Origin of the sequence: Acidipila rosea, from assembly GCF_004339725.1 — a bacterium.
GTDB classification, from domain to species: Bacteria; Acidobacteriota; Terriglobia; order Terriglobales; family Acidobacteriaceae; genus Acidipila; species Acidipila rosea.
Map to the genome: position 1 here is coordinate 397,658 of NZ_SMGK01000001.1, position 22,385 is coordinate 420,042.

Sequence of the window (22,385 nt, forward strand, 5' to 3'; positions counted from 1 at the left end):
CTATGCTGATGTATCCACCAGCATAGGGGAGCAAAGATAGGGCCGGCAAGGAACCGATCCCTAGAAGTCATCCTCGCCAATTGGCTGCCCCGGAGGGGCTTCCAGTTCGCTGGGAGTGGCAAACTTTGCCGGAGCCTGTTTGAAGGCGTTTATCTGTTCGAGTGCGGCGCTCCAGTGTGCGTGCAGCAATGGTGGCGCGTTCACAATGTTTGTTCTGCCCTTTAGCCAGTTGGCAAGTTTGGATGATTCTGCTGCCGCAACAGCTTTCGCTTCAGGAGATGCTCCCGGGGCGGCAGCAAGCGACAGCAGGTGGCGCAAGACTGAATCCTCAACCGTGAGCTGCGTTTCGCCTTCGAGTCCTGCTAAGCGCGGCGCATACCAGGTGGCTTTAAGAGTCGCTTCGATTACATCCTCAAGGCCGGGCAGTGAGGTGTCCTGCTGCTTTTCTTCCACCAGACGAGCGGCACGGTCAGGGTTGAAGAGCAGGTTATTTGTCAGATCCGCCGCTGATTCAACGGCACCCTCAGGATCGAAGGTCAGGCCGGTGTGTCCCTGGAAGGACTCCTGCGTGCGCGGATAGCCTGGCGGTCGCGGAGGCAGCATCTGCAGGAGTGACGCCGGCAGCGTGAGCACATCCGGGCTGAGTGTCCTGAGCACGGCTGCAAGCGCGCGCTGCTGATCGGCAGCGGAGACAGGCTTTGTCACCATCTGGTTATCGCCTCGAAGGGCATAGCGATAATCGAGGCCACCAAGCTCCTTCGCTGCCGCTTCTGTCTGGTATCGATGCAGCAGGTAGAGGGGTACGAGTGTGTCTTCAAGCTGGGCCATCGGTTCGCCGGGCTGAATGGCATCTTCTCCGAAGTGCTTGAGTGCCGCGGTCCTGACGGTGAGCAGACGGTCGAGTTCAACAGCAGGGTCATGACCGTTGTCCCAAAGATGCGAATAGGGATTGGCGCTGCCCAGCGGGCGGGAATCCTCATCGGTGATGAAATAGAGGCCGCTGGATAAGGCTTTGCTCAGGATGGCATCGAGTGCCTTATGCGTGTCGGTTCCGGTGGGGAACTGCGAGTACCCATACTGGATTGCGACCTTATCCCATGCGCCGATGCCGGTCGTGTATGCATGCGAGAGGTCCGGGCGTCCGTTGGAGTCGAGCGTAATCCAAGGATGCGGATAATCCATCACCGACGTGCCAGCGGCAATCGAGCTTGCAGCAAAGTTGTGAGCGAGGCCGAGGGTGTGACCGGTCTCATGCGCGGCGAGTTGACGGATGCGCGCCAGCACCAACTCCTTCATGGCCGAAGATATGGGCTTGCCTTTCTGGTAAGGCGAGAGAAGTGCCTCGGCGATGAGATAGTCCTGACGCGCGCGAAGAGAGCCGAGAGTGACCTGGCCCTTGATGATTTCGCCGGTCCGTGGGTCGATGACGCTGTCGCCATAAGACCAGCCACGAGTTGAGCGATGCACCCACTGGATCATGTTGTACCGGATATCCATGGGGTCAGCGCCCTCGGGAAGCACTTTAACCTGAAAGGCGTTCTTGAATCCTGCAGCCTCGAAGGCTTGATTCCACCAGCTGGCGCCTTCAACGAGGGCACTGCGAATCGGTTCAGGCGCGCCGCGGTCGACGTAGTAGATGATGGGCTTTACCGGCTCGCTCAGGGCTGCGCCGGGATCCTTTTTCTGGAGCCAGTGGCGCGTGATGAGATGAACGTCCATGGGCGCACCAAGAGGGGCGGAGTAGTCGCGATATTGAATATCGAAGTAGCCGGCGCGCGGGTCGAAGGCGCGAGGCTGGTAGCCATCGTCCGGCAGCTGGATGAGGGAAGTGTGCTCATGCACCGTGACGGCGTGGGGATCGGGAGTGACCGAGGCGACCAGCTTGCCGCGCATCGGGCCATCCGCGGTGAAGGTGAGGATGGAGTCGACTTCGGTGTTGAGTGGGAAGTTCTTCGTCGCCTCCATGGCAATGGTGCTGCGCGTGGGGTCGAGCTTATAGGCGCCCTGCCTCGCCTGCACAAGCCGCTCCGCGACGCCATGGGAGTCGTGCAGGAAGAAATCAGTCGCGTCTACCAGGACTTTGCCATTGTCCTCCGCCTCAACTTTGAAGCCCCATAAGACAGACTGGGCGAAGGACTGCTGTACATCGAGCTGTTCTTCCGGCTCGCTTGAACTGGAGCGGTAGGCGAGATTCTTCTCGATCAGCAGCACATGCGGGCCGCTGCGGTAGAAATGCACGACATGGCTGCGCCCGAGCTGCCCACGGTCGAGGCCAAGATCATTGGAGCCGACGCCATAGGGCAGCGAATCGAGGAGGAGGAAATCCTTGCTGAAGCTGCCGATCTCCAGGTAGAGCTTGCCTGATTTTGCGTCCCAGTCGAGCGGGAAGAGACCATCGAGATGCTTCATGGCGCTGGTCTTTTCTGCGATTGTGTTCTGTCCAGCGAGGCTCAGCGAGCAGGTGAGTGCGAATAGGCAGGCGGCGAGCAAGGTGCGCAGTCGTGGCATCAGGTCTTCCTCAGGCAAGGGAATGGTTTGAGGGTAGCGCGTTTCTGCATTGACAGCCAGAGAGATGCGGGAGGATTGAGAGCTTTTTAGTAAGCTGGATACTTATGCTTGATCTTGCCTTTGTCAGGGGAAACCTGGAATTTGTCGAGGAGCGGCTCAAAACGCGTGGCGGCGAGGCCGCGGCACTTCTCGGTGATTTTCGTTCGCTCGACGATGCGCGCCGCCAGCGCATTACGGAATCGGAACAACTTAAGGCGCAGCGCAACCGCCTGAGTGAAGAGGTGGCGCGGCTACGGAAGGCCGGGCAGGATGCCACCGCCCTTCAGGAAGAGACACGCTCAATGAAGCAGCGCCTGGAGGCGCTGGACAACGCCGCCAGCGAAGCGGAGAGCGAAATGCGTGCGCTGCTCGAGCGCATTCCGAACTTGCCGCACGAGAGCGTTCCAGCCGGAGCGAGTGCCGACGATAATGTCGAGGTCAAGAGCTGGGGCAGGCTGCCTGAATTCGACTTTGCACCGAAGCCGCACTGGGAACTGGGCGAGTCGCTTGGCATCCTCGACTTCGAGCGAGCGGCGAAGCTCTCCGGCGCGCGCTTTGCGGTATACCGTGGAGCGGGTGCGCGGCTGGAGCGCGCTCTCGCAAGCTTTATGCTCGATCAGCACACCGGGGCACATGGCTACACTGAGGTGCTGCCGCCGTTCATGGTTAACAGCAAGTCCCTCTACGGAACAGGGCAGCTGCCGAAGTTTGCTGATGATCTCTTCCATTGCGAAGAGTATGAGCCGGGCGTGTACAAGGACAATGACCACTGGCTGATTCCCACTGCAGAGGTACCGGTCACGAATCTGTATCGCGACGAAGTGGTGGATCTGGCCGAGGGGCCTATTTCGCTGACGGCATATACGCCATGCTTTCGCGCGGAAGCAGGAGCCTACGGGAAAGATGTGCGCGGGCTTATTCGTCAACATCAGTTTCAGAAGGTTGAACTGGTGAAATTCACGCGGCCGGAAGACAGCTATGCCGAACACGAGAATCTGACCGCGCATGCAGAGTCGATTCTTGAGAAGCTCGGTCTGCCCTATCGGCGGATGCTGCTATGCGGGGGCGATATGGGCTTCAGCGCGGCGAAGACCTATGACCTGGAAGTCTGGCTGCCGGGACAGGGCCTCTACCGCGAAATCTCGTCCTGCTCGAACTTTGAGGCCTTTCAGGCGCGACGCGCCAACATCCGGTACCGTCCTGCTGGTCAGTCGAAGACGGAGTTTGTCCACACTCTGAATGGCAGCGCGTTGGCGATTGGCCGGACGTGGCTCGCGGTTATCGAAAATTATCAGCAGCCGAACGGCTCAGTTCGTATACCGGATATTCTGGTGCCATACATGGGTGGCATGGAGGTTATCAGATGAAGACGCTTAAGGGTTATATTTTCTGGACGTATGAGCGCGGCAGCCTGCACTACGACGTGATGGTTACGCTTATTCTTGCGTTCATCTTCATCACGCCGCACCTGTGGAACTATGGCGATCACCCGGCGGTTGCTAACCAGCCTCCAAGCGAATTGCTGGTGCGAACCAATGGCGGGGGTGCCCTTATTTATCAGGTGCCATCGGACCTGGCGCATGCGAAGGACGGTTCCGTCAGTGAAGCGCAACTGGTGCGCGCCATCCAGCCCGTGTCCGGGCCGGTGACGATCGATTCCTATGCCCCCCTGCGCGATGCGAGCGGCAGAATCACCGCTTACAAGGTCTGGGCGCATCGTTAGAGTGTTTTGGCAGCAGCGCAGGACGCTCTACAGCGGACGATCCGTGTAGAGCGTCTTATCTGACAATTCTTCAATCTTGTAGGCATGTGAGCCGAGTAGCGATTCGACGTGATCGTGCCAGTCCCCTGGCACGAAGAGGAATTTCCGCGGCCCGCGGCCCCAGATTGCCATCAGATCAGAATCCTCCAGAAAGATATGGGGCGCATCCGGATAGCAGGAGCCCCAGATCATGGAAGAGGTGCGTCCATGCACCAGCAGCGCGCGGCGATGGGTATAGAAAATTACGGAAGAGCCGTCGGCCTGATCGCCATAAAGTATCAGCTGGTCGTTAGGACCGGCCAGACGGTTAACCGTGTCTGCCAATGCCTTAGACGAAAGCATGGGCTGGAAGCGGGCAAAGGCGATGTGCGCGGCTATCAGGAAGATGGCTGCAGTGAACGCTACCGATACGGTGGCTTCAAAATCATGTTCGCGCACGCGAAGGCGCCACGCGATGAGTGGCCCAACCAGCAGCGCAATTGCGGCCAGCGCAGCGGGTAGTCGCAGGGCTGCAAACGAAGGACCTGTCAGATCGAAGAAGTGAGACATGGAGAGCGAGTAATTACCCACTCCGCGGTGAGCCATCAGGGTGCCGATATCGTGGATATAGGGAAGGTGGCGCGAACTCCACAGGCCATACCCCAGCGCTAGAGCTGCGCCGGTGCCGACCACGGCCAGCGCAATGTGGCCGCCCTTGAGCCAGAAGCGTGGCCTGTCGTCTCGACCCGCACGCTCGACCAGGGAAAGCTGTCCGGCGGTGAGCATGAGCAGGGGCAGGTAGGCAGGCCAGGTGTAGTACTCCTGGTTGGTAGAAATGGAGAAAAATACGAGAATAAACGTCCCGTACAAGACAAGCAGCCAGTTTGTACGGGAACGGAAACGTAGCTGGGCGGCCATGGAGGCCGCTTCATGGGCCGTGGTTCGACTGTCGAGCAGGTGCAGCGTGGTATTCGAATCGTAGCGAAGGTAGCGGAAGAAGTCCCGGTGATGTTTCCACATGCGCCGCAGGGCCGCGAGAAAGTATATGCACCAGGGAAAGAGCCAGATCAGGTGTGCAAACCAATAGACCACGCCCATCTGCTTGTTGTAGTCGTGCGGGTAGCGCTTGCCCAGGAAGCGGAGTACGTGTTCATTGATGAAATAGAAGTAAAAGAAGCCGTGAACATGGCCTGGGGTGGGTACATTACCGACCGGGTTGCCATAGTCTGGATTCCGCAGTCCGGCCAGGATATGCCACGGCGCGGCTATCGCGAGGAAGAGCAGCAGCCCGGTAAAAATGCGGAGATGCTTCCACTTGCGCCATTCGCCGGAGATGGCAAGATAGGGCGCCACGGCCGCGATGAAGAAGACTGGAGCAATCAGGCCCTTAGCAAGCAGCGCCAGCGCCAGTGCTGCGTAGGTGATATAGAGACGGTTGTATCTTCGATCTTCCAGAGCCGTCAGAAAGGTGTAAAGCGCCAGCATCAGGAAAAAGGTGAGGATCGATTCCGGGATAAAAAAGCGCGTAAAGAGGAAAACCCCGATGCTGGTAAGCACCGCCAGTGCTGAATAGAAGGCAGCCCGATCGCTGTAGGCCCGTCGCATCCACAACCACGCGAGCACGGCGCAGCCTAAGACTGCAAGTGACATGGGCAGGTGAGTCGCAAAGACATTGAATCCAAAAAGGTGATAATCCACCGCCACCATCCAGTAGGGCAGAGGAGGCTTCTCAAGATAGCGGATGCCGTTAACGTAAAGCGTGACCCAGTCGCCGCTGCGAGCCATATGCGCGGCTGCGTTGGCGTGGGTGGCATCGGCATCGTCCAGCAAGGCAGGAGAAAACAGCGCCGCGAAGTGGACGGCGGCAAATACGAGCAGAAGCAGTGTCCAGCTTTTCTTGGGAGAAGAGAGCAAGGACGGCCTCGCAGGTGCATTATTGATATCGGGCATGATTTTTAGGTGCTCTACGCACAAAGATCAGAATAGCAGCGAGCCATGCAGAACAGCAGATCACAAGGTGTCAGGGAATCCGTTACAGCACTTGTTGAGACTCTTGGTGCGTGCTCTCGATCACCGGGGAAAGATGTTGTGCATCATTTGCGCACCGGAGCACGGCGCTGTGAGGCTGCCCTCGATCTTTTGCTGCAGGCGAAACACCACCCCAGTCACGACCATGCGGCAGCTACGCTCCGGAAGCTGCTCAGGAAGATCCGCCGGGCTGCCGGGCCGGTGCGGGATCTTGATGTCCATCGCGGGCTGCTGAAGGACCTGGTTCTCGGGGAGCAACGGAAAGCGGCTGCGAGCCAATCTCTGGAGGTCCGACGGGATGCCCGCAAGCTGGATCTCTGGCTCCGCGGCAGACGCAGAAAAAGCGCGGTGAGACTCACGGAAGACGCGGCAAAGTGGCGAAAGCAGCTGGACAAGGCTATTGGAGGAGTTGAGTCGAAGACTTACGACCACAGTTCGATGGCTGGCGGTGCGGCAGACGCTGCCCTTGATGCATTCGCGGAACTCACCCGAAGGCTGCCCCGGCTTACACCTGAAAACCTGCATGATTTTCGCAAAGGCGCGAAGAAGGCCCGCTACATGGCGGAGATGGAAGGCGCTCGAGGCAGAAAGGTTGCTGCGCCGCTGAACCAGATGCAGGACGAGATTGGCATCTGGCACGACTGGGTGGTGCTCTCGGAGGAGGTGCGGGCAGCACTCAAGACGGATTCGTCGGGGCTGGTGGCTATCATTGACGCCGAGCGCGACCGCCACTACACGGTGGCGTACCGAACTGCCATGAAGCTTCGTGCGAAGCTTTTGGTCCAATGGCGGGCGAAAAAGGCCAAGGTCTCCGGTCACAGGGCTGTATGAGGGCATGCCGCCTGATGGCGGATTCCCGTTCGCAGCGTGGCCGTGTATCGTTCAATCGTGGCCTGAAAGCAGTCCCGACGTAAGGATTGCTGAAGATTTTTATGGAGGATACGCGTACTCGATGCAGACCTTTGCGGCGATCGATATCGGTTCAAACTCGTGCAGATTGAAGATTGCACGGGTAGTGCAGCATCAGCTCAAGGTTTTGCATGAGGATCGCGAGGTAACGCGCCTGGGAGCCAGCGTTTTCGAGAGCGGACTTGTCTCGCCGGATGCGATGGCGGCCACACTGCGGGCGCTCAAACGCTTCTATCGCGCAGTGCAGATGCACAGTGCTGATAAGGTGCGCGCGGTGGCTACGGCGGCCATGCGGGATGCGCGCAATGGACGGGCTTTCCTGGCGTGGGTCAAGGATGAAACGGGCTGGGAGGTAGAGATCATCTCCGGCCTTGAAGAAGGGCGCCTGATTCATCGCGGGGTGATGAGCAATGAGCCCGGTACAGCGGGCCGCTGCCTTCTGATCGATGTTGGCGGTGGAAGCTGTGAGATTTCACTCTCTGATCATCGCCGCCTGGTGGAAACCATCAGTGTTCCTCTCGGGGCGGTGCGGCTCACGCAGGAGTTTCTGCAGACGGACCCACCCACGCCGAATGAAGTGGCCCGGCTCAAACAGTTCATTGCCCGTGAGCTCAGGCGAGCAGAGCGACGCGTGCAGCCCGCCGGCGTAAAGCTCGTTCTTGCCACGTCAGGAACAGCGGCGGCTCTAGCGGAAGCCGGCAGGGTACTGCAGAAGCGTACCGCGGGCGTGGAAATTACATCCACTGTGGCAGTACGCAAGCTCGCGGACAAACTGACGAAGCTCACCAATGTGGAACGCAGCGGTGTGCAGGGCATAGGCCCCAGGCGTTCGGAGATTATCGTTGCCGGCGCCCATGTTTTTGCAGAGCTGCTGGAGCGGTTCTCACTCACTGGCTATCGCTACTCTTCCATGGGATTGCGCGATGGGATTCTCGCGCAGATGTTGGCTGAGACTGATCCCCGCACGACGGCTCATCAGCAGTTTGAGCGTGACCGCTGGAACGCAGTGCTCGAAACCTGTCGCCGCTACGGGGTCGAACCCCGGCAGGCAGAGCCGGTCAGGCAACACGCAGAGCAGCTCTTTCATGATCTGGCAACGATCCACCAACTGCCGGAGGAGTACCAGACAATGCTGGAGGCTGCGGCGATGCTGCGAGACGTCGGCAAGTTCATGAACTACCAGGGCCACCATCGGCACGCGCAGTACATTATTGCCAATTCAGAGCTCTTCGGATTTACCCCGCAGCAGCGGGCTGTCACGTCGGCAATTGCCCGTTACCTGGGCAAAAGCCGCCCTGAGCCAGCGGGTCGCACTATGCGCCAGGTAGCTCCTGGAGAGCATGAACACGTCCGGCGCGCCGTGGTGCTGCTGCGCCTGGCTGTTGCGTTGAACCAGGATCGCGCCAGCGATGTACTCAAGGTCCGCGTCAAGGTTTATCCCAAGCGCGTAATGCTGGAGCTTGTTCCTGGCCGCACCGGAGCGGAGCTGGAGATATGGTCTCTGCGAAAAGAGGCTTCTTACTTCCGAGAGGTCTTCCGTAGAGAACTCTTCGTAACCCTCGTGTAGAGGCCGCGCAGAATGCGGGGATCGACCAGCCAATGCAGGGTGCCCGGTCTCCGGGTGGAGTCCACCCGGGCGATAGCTCCCTTGCGCAGCCGGACGGCAGCTCGGCCCGGCGAAGCAATCAGCGCGCCGAGAAACTGTGGCAGGTTTGGATTGTGGCCTACCAGCAGCACATTTTCATAAACCGACAGATCGTCCACCAGCGTCAGGAAGGCCGTTACCGAAGCGCCCGGTGCTAGCGCCTCGGAGACCATGATCTTCGATTCATAGCCCGTTTCAGTTGCCACCATTGAAGCGGTCTGCAGCGCGCGCTTGAGGGGGCTCGAAACGACCAGATCAAACTGTACGCGCAGCGCGTTGAGGTAGCTGGCGATCAAAATGCACTGCTGCTTGCCTTCCTTGTCGAGCGGCCGCCGCACATCGATGACGGGATTAGCGCGACGGGTACCTGCGCTTGCGTGGCGCAGGATATAGACGTTCATGCGGAGATCACTTTCTTAAGTCGAAACCTGTACCTCAACGATTCTAGCAACCGGTGCTCATATCGTGACGGGAGATGGTGTAGGTGTTGGCTCCGGGGGCAGTCCTGGGTCGGGTTCCGGATTTCCAGGGCCTTCCGGCAGATCGGGGTTGGGTAGCGGACCCGGGTCAGGACCCGGAACAGGGGTGGGCAGCGGGCCAGGGTCGATCCCTGGAATGGAACTGAGGCTCATGCAGGTGGGACGGCCAGGGAGGGTCTGCTGTTGCCCGACTCCATCTTTCTCCATAGCTCGCTTATCAGCAGGCCGCCTAGCCACGCCCGGCTGTCGATGCGTTCGAAGGCCGACGCCCGGAGCAGGTGTGCATGCGGCGGCAGGGCACGGACCTCGAGCCCTGTCAGCAGACCGAAGGCCCGGTAAAGACTGCGCACGATGATACGCGCCGGCCATTTCACCAACCCGCTATGCGGGAGCGCAAATTCCGAAATGATCCAGACCGCTCCGGGTTCTACGGCTGGCTCAAGGCGTTTGATCAGAGCGGCAATCTCATCTGCACTCAGGCAGTCGAGGAAGAAGTGAGTGGCGATGAAATCGAAATGGCCTTCCGGGGTGAAGTTGCGTATATCAACACACTGCAATCGCAACCGCTGGACTGCATCAATTCGCGCAACACGCCGCTGTAGCAGTTTGAGCATGGCCGGGCTGATGTCAGCCGCCTCGGCATGAAGGTTCGTGTGGCTAGCGAGCAGCTTCGCGAGAAAGCGTCCGTCTCCGTCGCCTAATACCAGCGCCTGGGTGCAGCCCTTCGCCGCGTCGAGACGATAAAAGCGGCAACGTTCAAGCAGCGGGCCGAAGCTAAGATATTCGAGCCAGCGGTAGGGGCGGGCGATTCGGTCGAAATTTAGCCTGGGGGACATTGCTTATCTGAGCCAGGGAAGAATCAGCAGGGGCGTCAGCAATGCAGCATCTGCCGCTACGCGGAGGAACATGGGCGAAAGCTTGGTGTGGGAGCGGTCGAGTAGCGCGAGCAACGCAGCGGCTGCAGCAAGTGCAAGCAGCAGGTGTCGTGAAGAATGGCTGCCTGCGGCGAGAACTATGGCCACGGCTGCCAGGATTCCGCACACTAGGGGCAGATGACGCTCTGCAAAGCGGAGTGGCGCATCGAGGGGCTGCTCCCATTTGTTGATTGCCGCGCAGTTTAGCCAGCAGAGTGCCGCAAACAGGACCACGAGCGGAACTAGGGCGGTGTGAGCACTCCCCAGTCGCGCCCACACCGGCACCGCGGTTGCAGTGGCGAAGAGGGCTCCCACGGCCAGTTCCTTGGAGAGCAGCCCTTCAACGGCCGCCGATTGTGTGTGGACGAGTATGAAATAGACGAGCGCAACCAGGAAGACTGCTGTGTCTTCGCGGCGTACCAGCGGAGCCATGCGCGTGAATACCAGCCAGAGTAGCAGCAAGGCTCCTGTCGCACCCAGGATCAAGAAAGGCAGCCGATGGCGTGCGTAGAAGTGATGTCGAGCGCGGAGGTGGGCCGCGTGTGCGCCGGGTAGCCCATCGAGCAGCCGGTCCGCAACGTAGACAAGCCAGGTGCCCAGCGCAAGCAGGAGAGGTGCGCCCGCGGGTAGCGCGATGCCGCAGGCACGGGCCATACTCCAGCACCAGAGGGCAGCTACGGTCGGCGCATCCAGACTGAGCAGATGCCAGTAGACGGGGATCGAAGTCAGCCAGCCGAGAGGGCTGGCCGTTGATCTGTTCAAGGGTGGGGCTGCAATGGCCACACTTCGATTGTAAGGAATGGGAGCAGCGGAACAGTAATTCAACCGGAGAAAAACCAGTGGGAATTACTGTCCCGTGAACCCTTGAGAAGGGAGTGGGAATCTAGTGGCGGAAGTGACGCATCCCCGTAAAGACCATCGCTATGCCGAGGCGGTCAGCAGCTGCGATCACCTCTTCATCCCGTACCGACCCCCCGGGCTGGATCACTGCTGTTGCTCCCGCCGCCGCCACCGTCTCCAACCCATCAGGGAAAGGAAAGAAAGCGTCCGATGCTGCTACACAGCCTTCGAGGGACAGGACCGCTTTCATCGCGCCAAACTTTGCCGCGTCAACCCGGCTCATCTGGCCTGCGCCGACGCCCACTGTCTGGTTATCGCGGGCATAGACGATGGCATTGGACTTCACATGCTTGCTGACGCGCCATGCGAAGAGCAGGGAGGCCAGTTCGTCGTCGGTGGGCTTCCGCTTCGTGACGGTCTTCAGCTCAGACGCGGTGACGTGACCGCGATCGGCATCCTGTAGCAGCAGACCGCCGGATACCTGCTTCATTACTCGACTTGCCTGTGACGGGCGCACAACGACAAGCCGAAGGTTCTTCTTGGCGGCGAATCGAGTGCGCGCTTCTTCAGTAAAGCCGGGGGCCGCAATGGCTTCGACGAAGAGCTTTGCAATCTCTTCGGCTGCCGCGCCGTCGATTTCTCGGTTGACGCCGATGACGCCGCCAAAGGCGGAAACCGGATCGGAGGAAAGAGCCTTGCTGTAGGCTTCCAGGACGGTGGCGCCTGTGGCTGCCCCGCAGGGATTGGTGTGTTTGATGATGGCGACCGCGGTTTCCTCGAACTCCTGTGCCAGTTCCCAGCACGCGTCCAGGTCGACGAGGTTGTTATAGCTTAGTTCCTTGCCCTGTAGCTGTTCCGCGCCAGCGATGCCGAGGCCGGAGCCGTCAGAATAGAGTGCCGCCTGTTGGTGCGGGTTCTCTCCGTAGCGCAGGCTCATGGCGCGGGGGAAGTTGATTCGCAGTGCGGCAGGGAACTGCTCCCTGGAGAGCTGTGGAGGGGCCTCTGCGGGCTCGGGCGAGGGAATCTGCTCCAGAGCATTCGCGATTGCGGTGTCATACGCCGCGGTCACCGCGAAGGCCTTCTGCGCGAGTCGCCAACGCGTCTCCCGGCCAAGGGCGCCGCTGTTGGCAGCCAGTTCGTCTGCGAGAGCCGCGTAGTCGTCAGGAGAGGTCACGATGGCTACATCTTCAAAGTTCTTTGCTGCCGAGCGCACCATGGAAGGACCGCCAATGTCGATGTTTTCGATAATCTCGGCGAAGGTAGCTCCGGCGCGTGTGGCTGTCTTCTCAAAGGCATAGAGATTGACGACCACCATGTCGATTGGCTCGATCCCGTGTTCAGCTACTGCGGCGCGGTGTGCAGCATTGCCGCGAATGTGAAGGATTCCGCCGTGAACCTTAGGGTGGAGCGTTTTTACCCGCCCGTCGAGCATCTCAGGGAAGCCGGTCAGGTCGGAGATGTCCCGAACCTCCAGCCCGGCATCCCGCAGAGCTTTGGCGGTTCCGCCAGTGGAGACGAGTTCAATCTTATGCTGCGCGAGCTGCCGCGCGAAATCGAGAATTCCAGTCTTGTCGGTCACGCTTAGCAGTGCGCGCCGCACCTGTTTGTTGCCGCTCAAAAAGTACGCTCCTTTTGCATTCAGCCTGAATCCAGATTGTAAGCAGCACGGCGGCGGTTGTCACCGGCGGCAGGGAAGGGTAGCGTATTGCTATGGATTCCACTTGGCGCGAGGGCGATGTCTCCCGCTCTGTAGCGAGAGAACCCGAGATATTGCCGCCGGGCGCCACTCCGGAGCCGCCCCAGGCCTATTACTACCGTCCCGTGCAGCCGCCGCCCCGTCCGCGTCGACGCTGGGCATTCGCCCCGGCGACCTACGTTCTGGTGGGGATTAACTGCCTCGTTTTCCTGGGCATGCTCCTGACCGGCGTTTCCATGACATCGCCTACCCCGGAGCAGCTCTTGGTCTGGGGGGCAGATTACGGCCCATTCGTGCTCGTGCTGGGGCAGTGGTGGCGTCTGGTCACTGCCATGTTTGTCCACGTCGGGCTGCTGCATCTGGCAACCAACATGTGGTGCCTCTGGAATCTGGGGTTGCTGGGCGAGCCCCTCCTTGGGCCGTTTGGGATGTTTGCGGCTTATCTGCTGACCGGCATCGCGGGCAATCTTCTCAGCACGGCGGTGCATCCGGGAGTTCATGGCGGCCCTCAGGGCATCGTGGGCGCAGGTGCGTCTGGTGCTGTGTTTGGACTAGCTGGGGTGCTGATCATTCTGCTCAAGTCGCCGCTGCTTCCCCTGCCGCAGGCCGAGGTTGGCAGACTGCGTCGCAGTGTGATCTGGTTCGCGGTACTGAACTTCGTCATCGGCGCTGGCACCTGGGTCGCGCGCACTCGCCTGCAGATAGACAATATGGCCCACCTAGGAGGCTTCCTCAGCGGGCTGGCCTTTGGTATTCCACTTGTGCCGCGCATCGGCGCCGCCCGGGCCCAGTTTCTTCGCAGGCGATGGATTGCTACCGTGGGGATGACTTTCCTGCTTCTTCTGCTGTGTTTCGGGGTCAGATCTTTCTGGCGCGGCTGAGAGATCTACCCAAAGGCCAATGTTGATCTGGCCATTGCTGAACCTTTTTATCCGGCACGTTTATCCGGCACGGGTCCGCCGCAAGGCTCTGACGACTTCATTGCGACGCCAGGATTCTGACGTTTTACGGCATCAATCCGGTCATGGGCGGAACGCAGCTGGAAGAAAACCACGACCGGATTGTCCCCGTGCGTTAGCGGACAGCGGTTGCGGCGAACTTCTTGACCATGGCCAGCAGTAATTTGCGGTCGCTGTCATTCAGATTGGTGGAATAGCGCCTTATCTGCGTAAGGAAACGTAACTCGTCGTCCGTCAGACTGTGCGTATTCAGTTCGCGGCTAAGGCTATCCTCGGCGAAAAACTGCGCTAATGGCAGGTCGAGAGCTCCTGCAATTTTCGAAAGCGTGTCGAGAGAGGGAACCGTATGGCCGTTCTCTACTCTTGACAGGTAGCAGCGCAGCAGGCCGGTGCGCTTCTCTATGTCTCCCTGCGATAAACCCTTCTGTAAGCGAAAACCCTTAATTGTTGTACCTATTTTCATGTTTGTGGTGGCTAACCCCACACTTTCCCCTCTTTGTGCGAATCCGAGCAATATCGAGGTGTTGGCTGCATAGTTAACACGCAGGAAGTAGGATATGCAAGCATTATTTTTGCAACCATTCGTAAAGTTTTTACGTCAGATAGAAATTTGGCTTTTTACGGTACCTTTGCGCGTCCCGCTGAGGCTAGCTTGGTGATTTAAGTCACCTTTTCAACGTCTTAGCGAAAAAAGTCGTCATCCGCTGCTCTGCATCTTTCGCATCCTGCGCGCGATAGCCAGCCGTATTATTCGGGTTCTCGAAAGCGTGGCCGGCATCCGGGTAGATTTTGATATTCGTCGGATGGTTCAGCTTCTTAAGCGCAGATTCGAAAGCATTTACGTCCGCAGGTGTAATGCCGCGGTCCAAGCCTCCAAAGTTGCCGAGCACCGCAGCATGAATTTTTTCGATCGAAGCCGGATCGGTAGGGAGGGAACCGTAATTGATTGCCACCGCACGCAACTGCGGGTCAGCCACTGCCAGCTGCACCGCGAACCCGCCCCCCATGCACCAGCCCACTGCGCCGATGCGGTCAGCAGCTACGTCTTTGCGCCCGGCCAGGTAGCTCGTAGCCGCGAGAAGATCGCGGACGCCGCGATCCTGAGGCAGGCCACGCATCAACTCATGAGCCACCTCCGGATCAGTCGCAACCTGCCCACGGTAAAGATCGACGGCCAGTGAAACATATCCCTGGCGGGCCAGATCAGCAGCCTGCTGCTTGACCCAGTCGTTCAAACCCCACCACTCATGGATCACTACGATAGCCGGGTGCGGACCCTGGCCAGAGGGCAGGTAAAGCAGGCCATGAACCGTCTCTGTTCCGCTGGGAAAGGAGATGCTTTGAGGTTCGGCGGCATGCACGGTAAGCGTCAGAAGAGCGCAGAGGGAAAACAGGAGCAGCGTACGTCGCACAACACACCTCTTAAAGGGCCCGGGTTTTTAAGCGCACGGTAATGATGCCACACCGGGACGGCATTGTGCTGCGCCCGGTCAATGAATTTGTAGATGATCCACAATGGTTTTGCCGCGGCACATCTCGTAGTCATGAATTGACATCGGAACCAGTGATGCTCACGTTACCCCATGAAGATAAGACCTGAGGACGAATACGGATGGAAGCAGGCCATTCGTCAGCTCCCGCCGATCATTTACAACGAGCTCTTTCGGACCCGAGCTTTTGTGATCGCGGCTGCGATTGCGTTTTATTTCCTATTGTCGCTGGTGCCGCTGCTTTTCATCTTTTCTTCCCTTCTGGGCTATCTGCCGATCCCGAACCTGTTCCAGCAGTTGCTGAATATGATGGCCGCCCTGGTGCCTGCCGACGCTATGGCTCTGGTGGAGAGGATCGTCAGTGGAGTGTTGACCACACACCACCAGGGGCTGCTCTCCTTCGGAGTATTGACTTACCTGTGGGCCTCTACAGGGGGCTTTTCTGCGCTCATCGACGCGCTCAATGTAGCCTATGACGTTGAAGTCACTCGGCCATGGTGGCGCGACCGTTTGCAGGCGCTGCTGCTGACTTTCACCAGTGGGGCGCTGGCCGTCATTTCTCTGATCGCCTTGCTCAGTGGTCCCCGCTTTGGTCACTTCATGGTAAGGACATTTGGCGTACCTGAGGCATTTGCAGATCTATGGCCTGCGCTGCGCATTGCGGTTATGTTTGTCACTTTTGTTATCGGATTGGAACTTGTCTATCTGATGGGGCCTAACCGGAGGAGCCGCGTATGGTCAACGCTGCCTGGAGCGACCTTTGCCGTTGTTACATGGTTCCTCGGGTCATTTGGGCTCAGTTTTTATCTGAACCATATGTCCAATTACAACGCTACCTATGGTTCCCTCGGGGCGGTAATCGGACTGATGCTCTGGCTCTATCTGACCGGCTGCGCCATCATTGCGGGCGCGGAGGTGAATGCGGAGCTCGAAAAACAGCGGAGAGGCAGGGTGGCAGCAAGAAAGCTCGGACGCGCCATACCGGGCATTCCCGCTGCCTGAGCCTACTCTTCAGGCAGTTGCGATAAGGCCTCCGTCAGTGCCTCTGCCGCATGCAGGAACTCGTGCGCGAGTTGTGTTTCATGGGACTCGGTAGACTGCTCGGCCTGACGCAGCAGTTCCCGGGCGGCGGCCGTAAACTGCGCAAGGTGGGGGCTGCTACGAGCGTGGCGTACAGCATCGTCGATCCGGCGGCTTGTCTGCTGCAGTCGCTTGACGTGGTCGGTTTTGGGGGCCGGTAGCGCGGGCACGGAGCTTCGGTTTTGCCCATAAAGGCTGGCCAGGGCAATGTGTTCGGCGGTTCGCAGCACTTCTGCGGCGGCGAAGGCGGCGTGCTCGGCGTTCCTGCCCTTCTCTGATAGGGCTTCAAGGTAAAATTCAGCCCCGTATTCGAGAAAGCGGGAGACAAACTCGCGAGGCGCGGCCTGAAGCTCGGCAGCGACAGCGGCAGCCCGTCCCAGATGGCAGTAGGCGCGCTCCAGATCATTCTCTGGAGGGGTACCGGCGTGCTTTTTGGGTCGCTTCTTGGCAGGTGTAGTCGGGGGCTTTTCGAGCGCGGCCGACCGGGTCGCCTTCTTCAGAGCTTTGCCGCCATGGTCCGGCAGCAGATTCTTTGGCATATCGATCCCTCAGCCTGATAGATGCATTTTCAAGCTGAGTGGACTTCACGGGCAGAACAGAGCACCTGGTTGGCCCATGACACTGCGTCCACATAGACCTGGGTAATGAAAGACTCAGTGAGGCCGAGGACCTGCTGTAAATCGCTACAGGCTTGCCAATTGCCCTCTTCATATCTCCGTCTGAGGTGGAGAGGCATGCCGACAAAATTTGGCTCGCCGAGCAGCGCCGCCTTGACCTCAGGCCGCAGGGGCAGGGAGTCAACCACCTGCTGCATGGGCGATTCCAGAATGGCATCCACGAGCGAGAGCAGCCCCAGAAGGTATTGCTCGGCCGAGTTTTGCTCAATCGGCGGGGCAAGGAGCTCGCAGAAGCGAGCCCGCTCAAGCGCCAGAGAAATCAGCGTAGGCTGCTGGTTTTCAGCCAGCACACCCGCCAAAGCGACTGTGACAAGCTTGCGAAACTCCTGCTCGCCTATCATGATCAGGGCGTTGTGAATGGACTGTACCTCTCGGCGCAGGCCAAACAGGGCAGAGTTGACAAGCCGCAGCAAGCGATAGCACAGAGACGCCTCCGCTACCACAAGCTGTTCAATGCTTTTCATGTCGAGCGGCGTCTGGGAGAGAGCTGCCAGCAGTCGCATGTAGGTCGTGTGGTTGGGCGGAATATCACGCTGCGCGATCACCTGAGGGCGCGAAAAGAAATAGCCTTGAAAATAGGTGTTTCCCTCACGGCGCGCTTCTTCCACCTCCTCCTGCGTCTCGACTTTTTCGGCTAACAGCTTGATATTGGTTCCATGAACCAAGGCATAGATGGCAGCGCGATCGGCAGCGGAGGATAGCTGAAAGTCCACCTTGATGAAGTCGGCAAACTGGAGAAGCGGCATGCGCGACGGCAACGGTGAAAAATCATCCAACGCAAACCGATAACCCTTCCGGCGCAGTTCGCTGCAGGCGGCCAGCACCGCTTCATCCGGCTCGACGTCCTCCAGTATCTCCAGCACCGTCGTTGCGGGCGGCAAAAGGGTGACCAGTCGCGATACAAGCGCATCGCGCGTGCAGTTTAGAAAGATTGTTCCCGGATCTGAGTCCATGCAGAGAAGAAGGTAACTATCCATCACCTGCTTGGTTGCAGACTCCGGTGAGCCCGAAAAGCAATTCTCGAACCCCTCGCGGAAGAGGAGTTCGTAGCCGAAAAGCTGGAGGTCGCTGTCGAAGATCGGCTGTTTGGCTAGAAAGCGCGTGGGTGCAAGTACCTGCATTCTGGGTCTTTCCAGTTTCAACGTGCCAGTGGCTATGCAATCCATAATCTTTCCGCTTCAGGGCGATAAGCCTGATAGCGAATGGCCTCTCAACTCTACAATTCCTATCGGCCATGGAGGAGGAAATGTGAGGTAAAACTGGTTGCGTGCCCACTTTCATCCTGGCGCAAGAAGCTAGTGAGCTCCGACGGGAGCCTTGGTTGCTTTTACCTTGCGGAAGAGCCAGACCAGGGCGACACAACCGAAACACAGGATCGAGGTCCAGCGGAAAACATCGACAAAGGCCCAGAGCAGTGCCTGCTGACCGAGTTGCCGGTAGAGCTGTCCCTGGCTGGCAGCCAGCGCATTTGCAGGATTCGTGTGGTGGCCGAGATAGCTTGTAAGACTCTCCAGTCGCTGCTGAAACCAGTACTGGCTGGTGCTCACGTAGTTCGTCATCTCGGTCTGGTGGACATCGGTGCGTCGGGTTAACAGCGTCTGTGCCACCGAGATGCCGATCGACCCCCCGACATTTCGTACCAGATTGAAGATGCCGCTGGCATTTCCGATTTGCTCATTGCGCAGGGTGCCATAAGCCTGGGTGGTGATCGGTACAAAGACAAAGCTGAGCGCAAAGCCGGTAATAATAATTGGCCACAGCAGGGTTGTTGGGCTGATGCTGAGATCTACATTCGCAAAGATGATCGAGGTGATTCCGAAGACAATGAAGCCGAAACTCAGCAGATAGCGCGCATCCACCTTGCCGCCGAGCCACCCGATCACGGGCATGCCAAGAATGGAGCCTATACCGCGTGGGCCTACCACCAGACCGGCGGTGAAGGCGGTGTAGCCCAGTAGCTCCTGATAGAAAAGCGGCAGGACTGTAATCATCGAGTAGATGCACACGCCAAAGACGGCGATGAGCAGACAGCCGACCGCGAAGTTCCAGTTCTTCAAGGTGCGCAGGTTTACCAGCGGCGTCTTATTCCGCCAGGAGTGGACAATAAACCAAACGAGGCTCACCACGAGAAAGAAGGTCGCCCAGCGGATCCAGGTAGCTGCGAACCAGTCATCCTCCTGGCCTTTGTCCAGAATCACCTGCAGGCAGCCTACCCATACCGCCAGCAGTCCAAAGCCCAGGTTGTCGAAGGGGGAGACTTTGGCGTTCTTGATATAGGGGGGATCATGCACGAAGCGGCTGATCATAAAGACGGCCAGAGCGCCGACTGGAATGTTGATGTAGAAGGCGTAGCGCCAGCTGTAGCTGTCCGTCAGCCAGCCGCCCAGGGTTGGCCCCAGCACCGGGGCCACCACAACTCCAAAAGCGAAGACGGCCATGGCCGCGCCACGCTTCGCCGGAGGAAAACTCTCCAGCAGAATGGCCTGGGAGAGCGGTTGCAGGGCGCCTCCTCCTGCACCCTGCACAATGCGGGCAATGAGAATGAACACCAGCGAAGGTGCGGCTCCGCAGAAAAAGGAGGAGATGGTGAAGATGATGACGCAGCTAATAAGAAAGCGCTTCCGGCCAAACTTCAATGCAAACCAATTGCTGGCCGGCAGAATGATGGCGTTTGCGACCAGGTAGCTGGTCAGCACCCAGGTGGCTTCATCCGTAGTCGCCCCCAGCGAGCCTGCGATGTAAGGAAGCGCAACCGAAGCAATTGCTGTATCGAGAACTTCCATGAACGTCGCCAGCATCACGGATGCGGCGATCAACCAGGGATTTACCCCCGCATTTTGAGCCGAGTTGGAGTCAGGAGGGGGCATCCAGGTCCTTCCGGAGGATTTCCAGCGATCTTTGCTTGATTTAAGACGATTGCCTTACGGCCAGCTATTTAGAGGAGCAAAGGATGGTAATGGATGCATTTCTTTGGGCTTCAATGACTTGCAGCATTCAGTAAAAAATAGCGATAACCTCTGCATCCTTGAGTGCGATCTCGCCATCAGATAAGTTGACAATAGAACACTCAAGTGCAATGCTGGGACAGTAAGCACTCGGTACAGGCGGCTAAAGGCATATGGCAAAAATTATCGGTATTGATCTCGGAACGACTAATTCCTGCGTAGCGGTCATGGAGGGTGGCGAACCCAAAGTGATCCCGAACGAAGAGGGCGGCAGGACCACCCCTTCGGTAGTTGGATTCACAAAGAGTGGAGAACGGCTGGTTGGTCAGGTGGCCAAACGTCAGGCGATCACCAACCCTGAGAATACGATTTATTCGATCAAGCGCTTCATGGGGCGTCGCTATAACGAAGTAAACGACGAAATGAAGATGGTTCCTTACAAGGTCAAGCAGCAGGGGGATCACATCGTCGTCGAGGCGCAGGGGAAGGACTACACTCCACCCGAAGTTTCAGCAATGATCCTCCAGAAGCTCAAGAAGGCGGCCGAAGACTATCTCGGAACTTCTGTAACTGAGGCGGTGATCACTGTTCCGGCCTACTTCAACGATGCGCAGCGCCAGGCGACGAAGGACGCAGGCCGCATCGCCGGTCTCGATGTCAAGCGCATCGTGAACGAGCCGACGGCAGCTGCACTGGCCTACGGCCTGGACAAGAAGAAGGATGAGACGATCGCGGTTTACGACTTCGGTGGCGGTACTTTCGATATTTCTATTCTCGAAGTCGGCGAAGGCGTTATCGAAGTCAAGTCTACGAACGGAGACACCCATCTTGGCGGCGACAATATCGACCAGAAGATCGTTGACTGGTTGATCGACGAGTTCAAGAAGGACGAAGGGTTGGATCTGCGCGCCAAAGGCAATGAGATGGCGCTGCAGCGGCTCAAGGATGCGGCAGAAAAGGCCAAGATTGAGCTCTCAACCACCATGGAGACCGAGATCAATCTGCCGTTCATCACGGCGGACGCAACCGGGCCTAAGCACCTGGTCAAGAAGTTGACCCGTGCGAAGCTCGAGCAGCTGGTCGAGGACATCCTGCAGCGCTCCATCGAGCCCTGCAAGAAGGCAATGGCTGATGCTGGTGTCGATGCGAGCAAGATCGACGAAGTGGTGCTGGTTGGTGGACAGACACGCATGCCGCGCATCCAGCAGATCGTGAAGGAACTCTTCGGCAAGGAGCCGCATCGCGGTGTCAATCCGGACGAAGTAGTGGCGATCGGCGCTGCAGTGCAGGCCGGGGTGCTCGCGGGTGAAGTCAAGGATCTGCTGCTGCTCGACGTTACTCCTTTGACGCTGTCCATTGAGACGCTCGGAGGCGTAGCGACGCCGATGATCCCGCGCAACACAACGATCCCGACTAAGAAAACGGAGACGTTTTCGACCGCCGGAGATAGCCAGACTGAGGTCGAAGTTCATGTGCTGCAGGGCGAGCGGCCGATGGCAGCCCAGAACCGTACGCTTGGCAAGTTCAAGCTCAGCGGCATTCCCCCGGCTCCGCGGGGGGTACCTCAGATCGAAGTCACCTTTGACATCGATGCAAACGGCATCCTCAATGTGACGGCGAAGGACAATGCTACCGGTAAGGACCAGAAGATTACGATTACGTCCTCGTCGGGTCTAAGCAAGGAAGAGGTGGAGCGGATGGCGAAAGAAGCCGACGCGCACGCCTCGGAAGACAAGGCCAAGCGGGAGGAAATCGAAGCCCGCAACGGTCTCGACAACCTCGTCTATAGCGTCGATAAGATGCTGAAGGAAAGCGGGGATAAGGTCTCCGGCAGCGATAAGGCTGACGTGGAGACAGCGCTTGCCGAAGCAAAGAAGACGCTGGAAGGTACGCCGTCGGTCGGTGATCTGAATGGGGCGCGGGAGAAGTTGACCGCAGCTTCCCACAAGCTTGCCGAGGCGATGTATAAAGCGAACGCCGCGCCTCCGGCGGATGGAGCGCAAGCCGTAGCCGGTACGGCGGATGAGAAGAAAGACGAAGGCGTAATCGATGCGGAATACGTCGACGTGGACGAGAAGAAGTAAAGGGCAGACAGGCAAGACCCGGTGAAAGTGTACCGGTGGCAGACACGCGGGGCGCGCTCATCGCAACATTGGGCCGCCCCGCGGTTTTCTATCTAGTAGCTAGTAGTAGGAGCCGTGGGGAGCAGTAAATGACAGATACCCTTTGGAGATGTGAGCAGTTGAGGGCTGGAAAGGTCTACAACAGCGTGATGTTTAATAGCCGGAAGGAAGCCGATGAATTTGTTGCCCAGATGACCCGGGTCGAACCGGACTTATTCTGGCGCGTCGAAGCCATTCCTGTCAGCATGGTTTGGAACTAAATTCCAGCAGTTGACTCTAACGCTGCGGGACCGAAAGATGAAACTCAGGAAA

At 58.6% G+C, this 22,385-nt stretch carries 19 protein-coding genes; 8 read left to right on the forward strand and 11 right to left on the reverse strand.

What is annotated here, in order from left to right; all coding sequences use genetic code 11:
* Positions 1-60: 60 nt before the first annotated feature.
* Positions 61-2,508 (reverse strand): zinc-dependent metalloprotease, encoded by a 2,448-nt coding sequence (locus tag C7378_RS01640; protein ID WP_131991044.1) that lies wholly within the window; start codon positions 2,506-2,508, stop codon positions 61-63.
* Between the two features lie 104 nt (positions 2,509-2,612).
* Between C7378_RS01640 and serS the strand changes: the two genes are divergently transcribed.
* Entirely contained in the window at positions 2,613-3,914 is a 1,302-nt protein-coding gene (gene serS / locus C7378_RS01645) for a serine--tRNA ligase (RefSeq protein WP_131991046.1), read from the forward strand.
* Positions 3,911-4,270 carry a hypothetical protein gene (locus C7378_RS01650; RefSeq protein ID WP_131991048.1) on the forward strand — a complete coding sequence of 120 codons (360 nt, stop codon included), beginning with the start codon at positions 3,911-3,913 and terminating at the stop codon, positions 4,268-4,270. The genes serS and C7378_RS01650 overlap by 4 nt, the downstream gene beginning before the upstream one ends.
* Before the next feature lie 27 nt (positions 4,271-4,297).
* On the opposite strand, the gene C7378_RS01655 is transcribed toward C7378_RS01650, so the two are convergent.
* Positions 4,298-6,238: a glycosyltransferase family 39 protein gene (locus C7378_RS01655; protein ID WP_131991050.1), complete on the reverse strand. Its 1,941-nt coding sequence runs from the start codon at positions 6,236-6,238 to the stop codon at positions 4,298-4,300.
* 138 nt (positions 6,239-6,376) lie between these two features.
* Here C7378_RS01655 and C7378_RS01660 point away from each other — a divergent pair, with 138 nt between their 5' ends.
* Positions 6,377-7,147 (forward strand): CHAD domain-containing protein, encoded by a 771-nt coding sequence (locus C7378_RS01660; protein WP_165876588.1) that lies wholly within the window; start codon positions 6,377-6,379, stop codon positions 7,145-7,147.
* A 121-nt stretch (positions 7,148-7,268) separates the two neighbouring features.
* Positions 7,269-8,792 carry a Ppx/GppA phosphatase family protein gene (locus tag C7378_RS01665; RefSeq protein ID WP_131991054.1) on the forward strand — a complete coding sequence of 508 codons (1,524 nt, stop codon included), beginning with the start codon at positions 7,269-7,271 and terminating at the stop codon, positions 8,790-8,792.
* On the opposite strand, the gene sixA is transcribed toward C7378_RS01665, so the two are convergent.
* The 4 genes from sixA to purH all read right to left on the reverse strand — a co-directional run bounded on the left by sixA (position 8,744) and on the right by purH (position 12,721).
* Complete coding sequence (gene sixA, locus C7378_RS01670; RefSeq protein ID WP_131991056.1) at positions 8,744-9,271, reverse strand: phosphohistidine phosphatase SixA; 528 nt, start codon at positions 9,269-9,271, stop codon at positions 8,744-8,746. The two genes, C7378_RS01665 and sixA, sit on opposite strands and share 49 nt — an antisense overlap.
* A gap of 227 nt (positions 9,272-9,498) precedes the next feature.
* Positions 9,499-10,185, reverse strand: a complete 687-nt coding sequence (locus tag C7378_RS01675; protein ID WP_131991058.1) for a class I SAM-dependent methyltransferase — start codon at positions 10,183-10,185, stop codon at positions 9,499-9,501.
* A gap of 3 nt (positions 10,186-10,188) precedes the next feature.
* Complete coding sequence (locus tag C7378_RS01680; protein WP_131991060.1) at positions 10,189-11,025, reverse strand: hypothetical protein; 837 nt, start codon at positions 11,023-11,025, stop codon at positions 10,189-10,191.
* Between the two features lie 121 nt (positions 11,026-11,146).
* Entirely contained in the window at positions 11,147-12,721 is a 1,575-nt protein-coding gene (gene purH / locus C7378_RS01685) for a bifunctional phosphoribosylaminoimidazolecarboxamide formyltransferase/IMP cyclohydrolase (protein ID WP_131991062.1), read from the reverse strand.
* A gap of 92 nt (positions 12,722-12,813) precedes the next feature.
* Between purH and C7378_RS01690 the strand changes: the two genes are divergently transcribed.
* Positions 12,814-13,680, forward strand: coding sequence for a rhomboid family intramembrane serine protease (locus tag C7378_RS01690; RefSeq protein ID WP_131991064.1), 867 nt, complete (start codon positions 12,814-12,816; stop codon positions 13,678-13,680).
* A 193-nt stretch (positions 13,681-13,873) separates the two neighbouring features.
* Here the strand turns inward: C7378_RS01690 and C7378_RS01695 are convergent, their stop codons facing one another.
* Complete coding sequence (locus C7378_RS01695; RefSeq protein ID WP_131991066.1) at positions 13,874-14,221, reverse strand: helix-turn-helix domain-containing protein; 348 nt, start codon at positions 14,219-14,221, stop codon at positions 13,874-13,876.
* Between the two features lie 202 nt (positions 14,222-14,423).
* Complete coding sequence (locus C7378_RS01700) at positions 14,424-15,170, reverse strand: dienelactone hydrolase family protein (RefSeq protein WP_131991068.1); 747 nt, start codon at positions 15,168-15,170, stop codon at positions 14,424-14,426.
* Positions 15,171-15,341: 171 nt separating this feature from the next.
* Between C7378_RS01700 and C7378_RS01705 the strand changes: the two genes are divergently transcribed.
* Positions 15,342-16,250 (forward strand): YihY/virulence factor BrkB family protein, encoded by a 909-nt coding sequence (locus C7378_RS01705; RefSeq protein WP_131991070.1) that lies wholly within the window; start codon positions 15,342-15,344, stop codon positions 16,248-16,250.
* Between the two features lie 2 nt (positions 16,251-16,252).
* Here the strand turns inward: C7378_RS01705 and C7378_RS01710 are convergent, their stop codons facing one another.
* From C7378_RS01710 to C7378_RS01720, 3 genes are all read right to left on the reverse strand, one after another.
* A complete protein-coding gene (locus tag C7378_RS01710) occupies positions 16,253-16,867 on the reverse strand; it encodes a hypothetical protein (RefSeq protein WP_131991072.1) in 615 nt (204 codons plus the stop codon).
* Between the two features lie 29 nt (positions 16,868-16,896).
* Positions 16,897-18,126, reverse strand: coding sequence for an EAL and HDOD domain-containing protein (locus C7378_RS01715; RefSeq protein WP_165876589.1), 1,230 nt, complete (start codon positions 18,124-18,126; stop codon positions 16,897-16,899).
* A 174-nt stretch (positions 18,127-18,300) separates the two neighbouring features.
* Complete coding sequence (locus C7378_RS01720; protein WP_131991076.1) at positions 18,301-19,872, reverse strand: DHA2 family efflux MFS transporter permease subunit; 1,572 nt, start codon at positions 19,870-19,872, stop codon at positions 18,301-18,303.
* Between the two features lie 251 nt (positions 19,873-20,123).
* Here C7378_RS01720 and dnaK point away from each other — a divergent pair, with 251 nt between their 5' ends.
* Together dnaK and C7378_RS17610 are read left to right on the forward strand one after the other, a co-directional pair.
* Complete coding sequence (dnaK, locus tag C7378_RS01725) at positions 20,124-22,034, forward strand: molecular chaperone DnaK (RefSeq protein WP_131991078.1); 1,911 nt, start codon at positions 20,124-20,126, stop codon at positions 22,032-22,034.
* 128 nt (positions 22,035-22,162) lie between these two features.
* Entirely contained in the window at positions 22,163-22,333 is a 171-nt protein-coding gene (locus tag C7378_RS17610; RefSeq protein ID WP_165876590.1) for a hypothetical protein, read from the forward strand.
* Positions 22,334-22,385: the final 52 nt, after the last annotated feature.

Bases quoted from the DNA above. Each gene is read 5' to 3' on its own strand.
- C7378_RS17610 (WP_165876590.1), top strand. From the start codon at position 22,163: ATGACAGATACCCTTTGGAGATGTGAGCAGTTGAGGGCTGGAAAGGTC.
- C7378_RS01705 (WP_131991070.1), top strand. From the start codon at position 15,342: ATGAAGATAAGACCTGAGGACGAATACGGATGGAAGCAGGCCATTCGT.
- C7378_RS01655 (WP_131991050.1), bottom strand. From the start codon at position 6,238: ATGCCCGATATCAATAATGCACCTGCGAGGCCGTCCTTGCTCTCTTCT.
- C7378_RS01715 (WP_165876589.1), bottom strand. From the start codon at position 18,126: ATGCAGGTACTTGCACCCACGCGCTTTCTAGCCAAACAGCCGATCTTC.
- C7378_RS01675 (WP_131991058.1), bottom strand. From the start codon at position 10,185: ATGTCCCCCAGGCTAAATTTCGACCGAATCGCCCGCCCCTACCGCTGG.
- C7378_RS01710 (WP_131991072.1), bottom strand. From the start codon at position 16,867: ATGCCAAAGAATCTGCTGCCGGACCATGGCGGCAAAGCTCTGAAGAAG.
- C7378_RS01720 (WP_131991076.1), bottom strand. From the start codon at position 19,872: ATGCCCCCTCCTGACTCCAACTCGGCTCAAAATGCGGGGGTAAATCCC.
- C7378_RS01695 (WP_131991066.1), bottom strand. From the start codon at position 14,221: ATGAAAATAGGTACAACAATTAAGGGTTTTCGCTTACAGAAGGGTTTA.
- dnaK (WP_131991078.1), top strand. From the start codon at position 20,124: ATGGCAAAAATTATCGGTATTGATCTCGGAACGACTAATTCCTGCGTA.
- C7378_RS01650 (WP_131991048.1), top strand. From the start codon at position 3,911: ATGAAGACGCTTAAGGGTTATATTTTCTGGACGTATGAGCGCGGCAGC.
- serS (WP_131991046.1), top strand. From the start codon at position 2,613: ATGCTTGATCTTGCCTTTGTCAGGGGAAACCTGGAATTTGTCGAGGAG.
- C7378_RS01640 (WP_131991044.1), bottom strand. From the start codon at position 2,508: ATGCCACGACTGCGCACCTTGCTCGCCGCCTGCCTATTCGCACTCACC.
- C7378_RS01665 (WP_131991054.1), top strand. From the start codon at position 7,269: ATGCAGACCTTTGCGGCGATCGATATCGGTTCAAACTCGTGCAGATTG.
- sixA (WP_131991056.1), bottom strand. From the start codon at position 9,271: ATGAACGTCTATATCCTGCGCCACGCAAGCGCAGGTACCCGTCGCGCT.
- C7378_RS01690 (WP_131991064.1), top strand. From the start codon at position 12,814: ATGGATTCCACTTGGCGCGAGGGCGATGTCTCCCGCTCTGTAGCGAGA.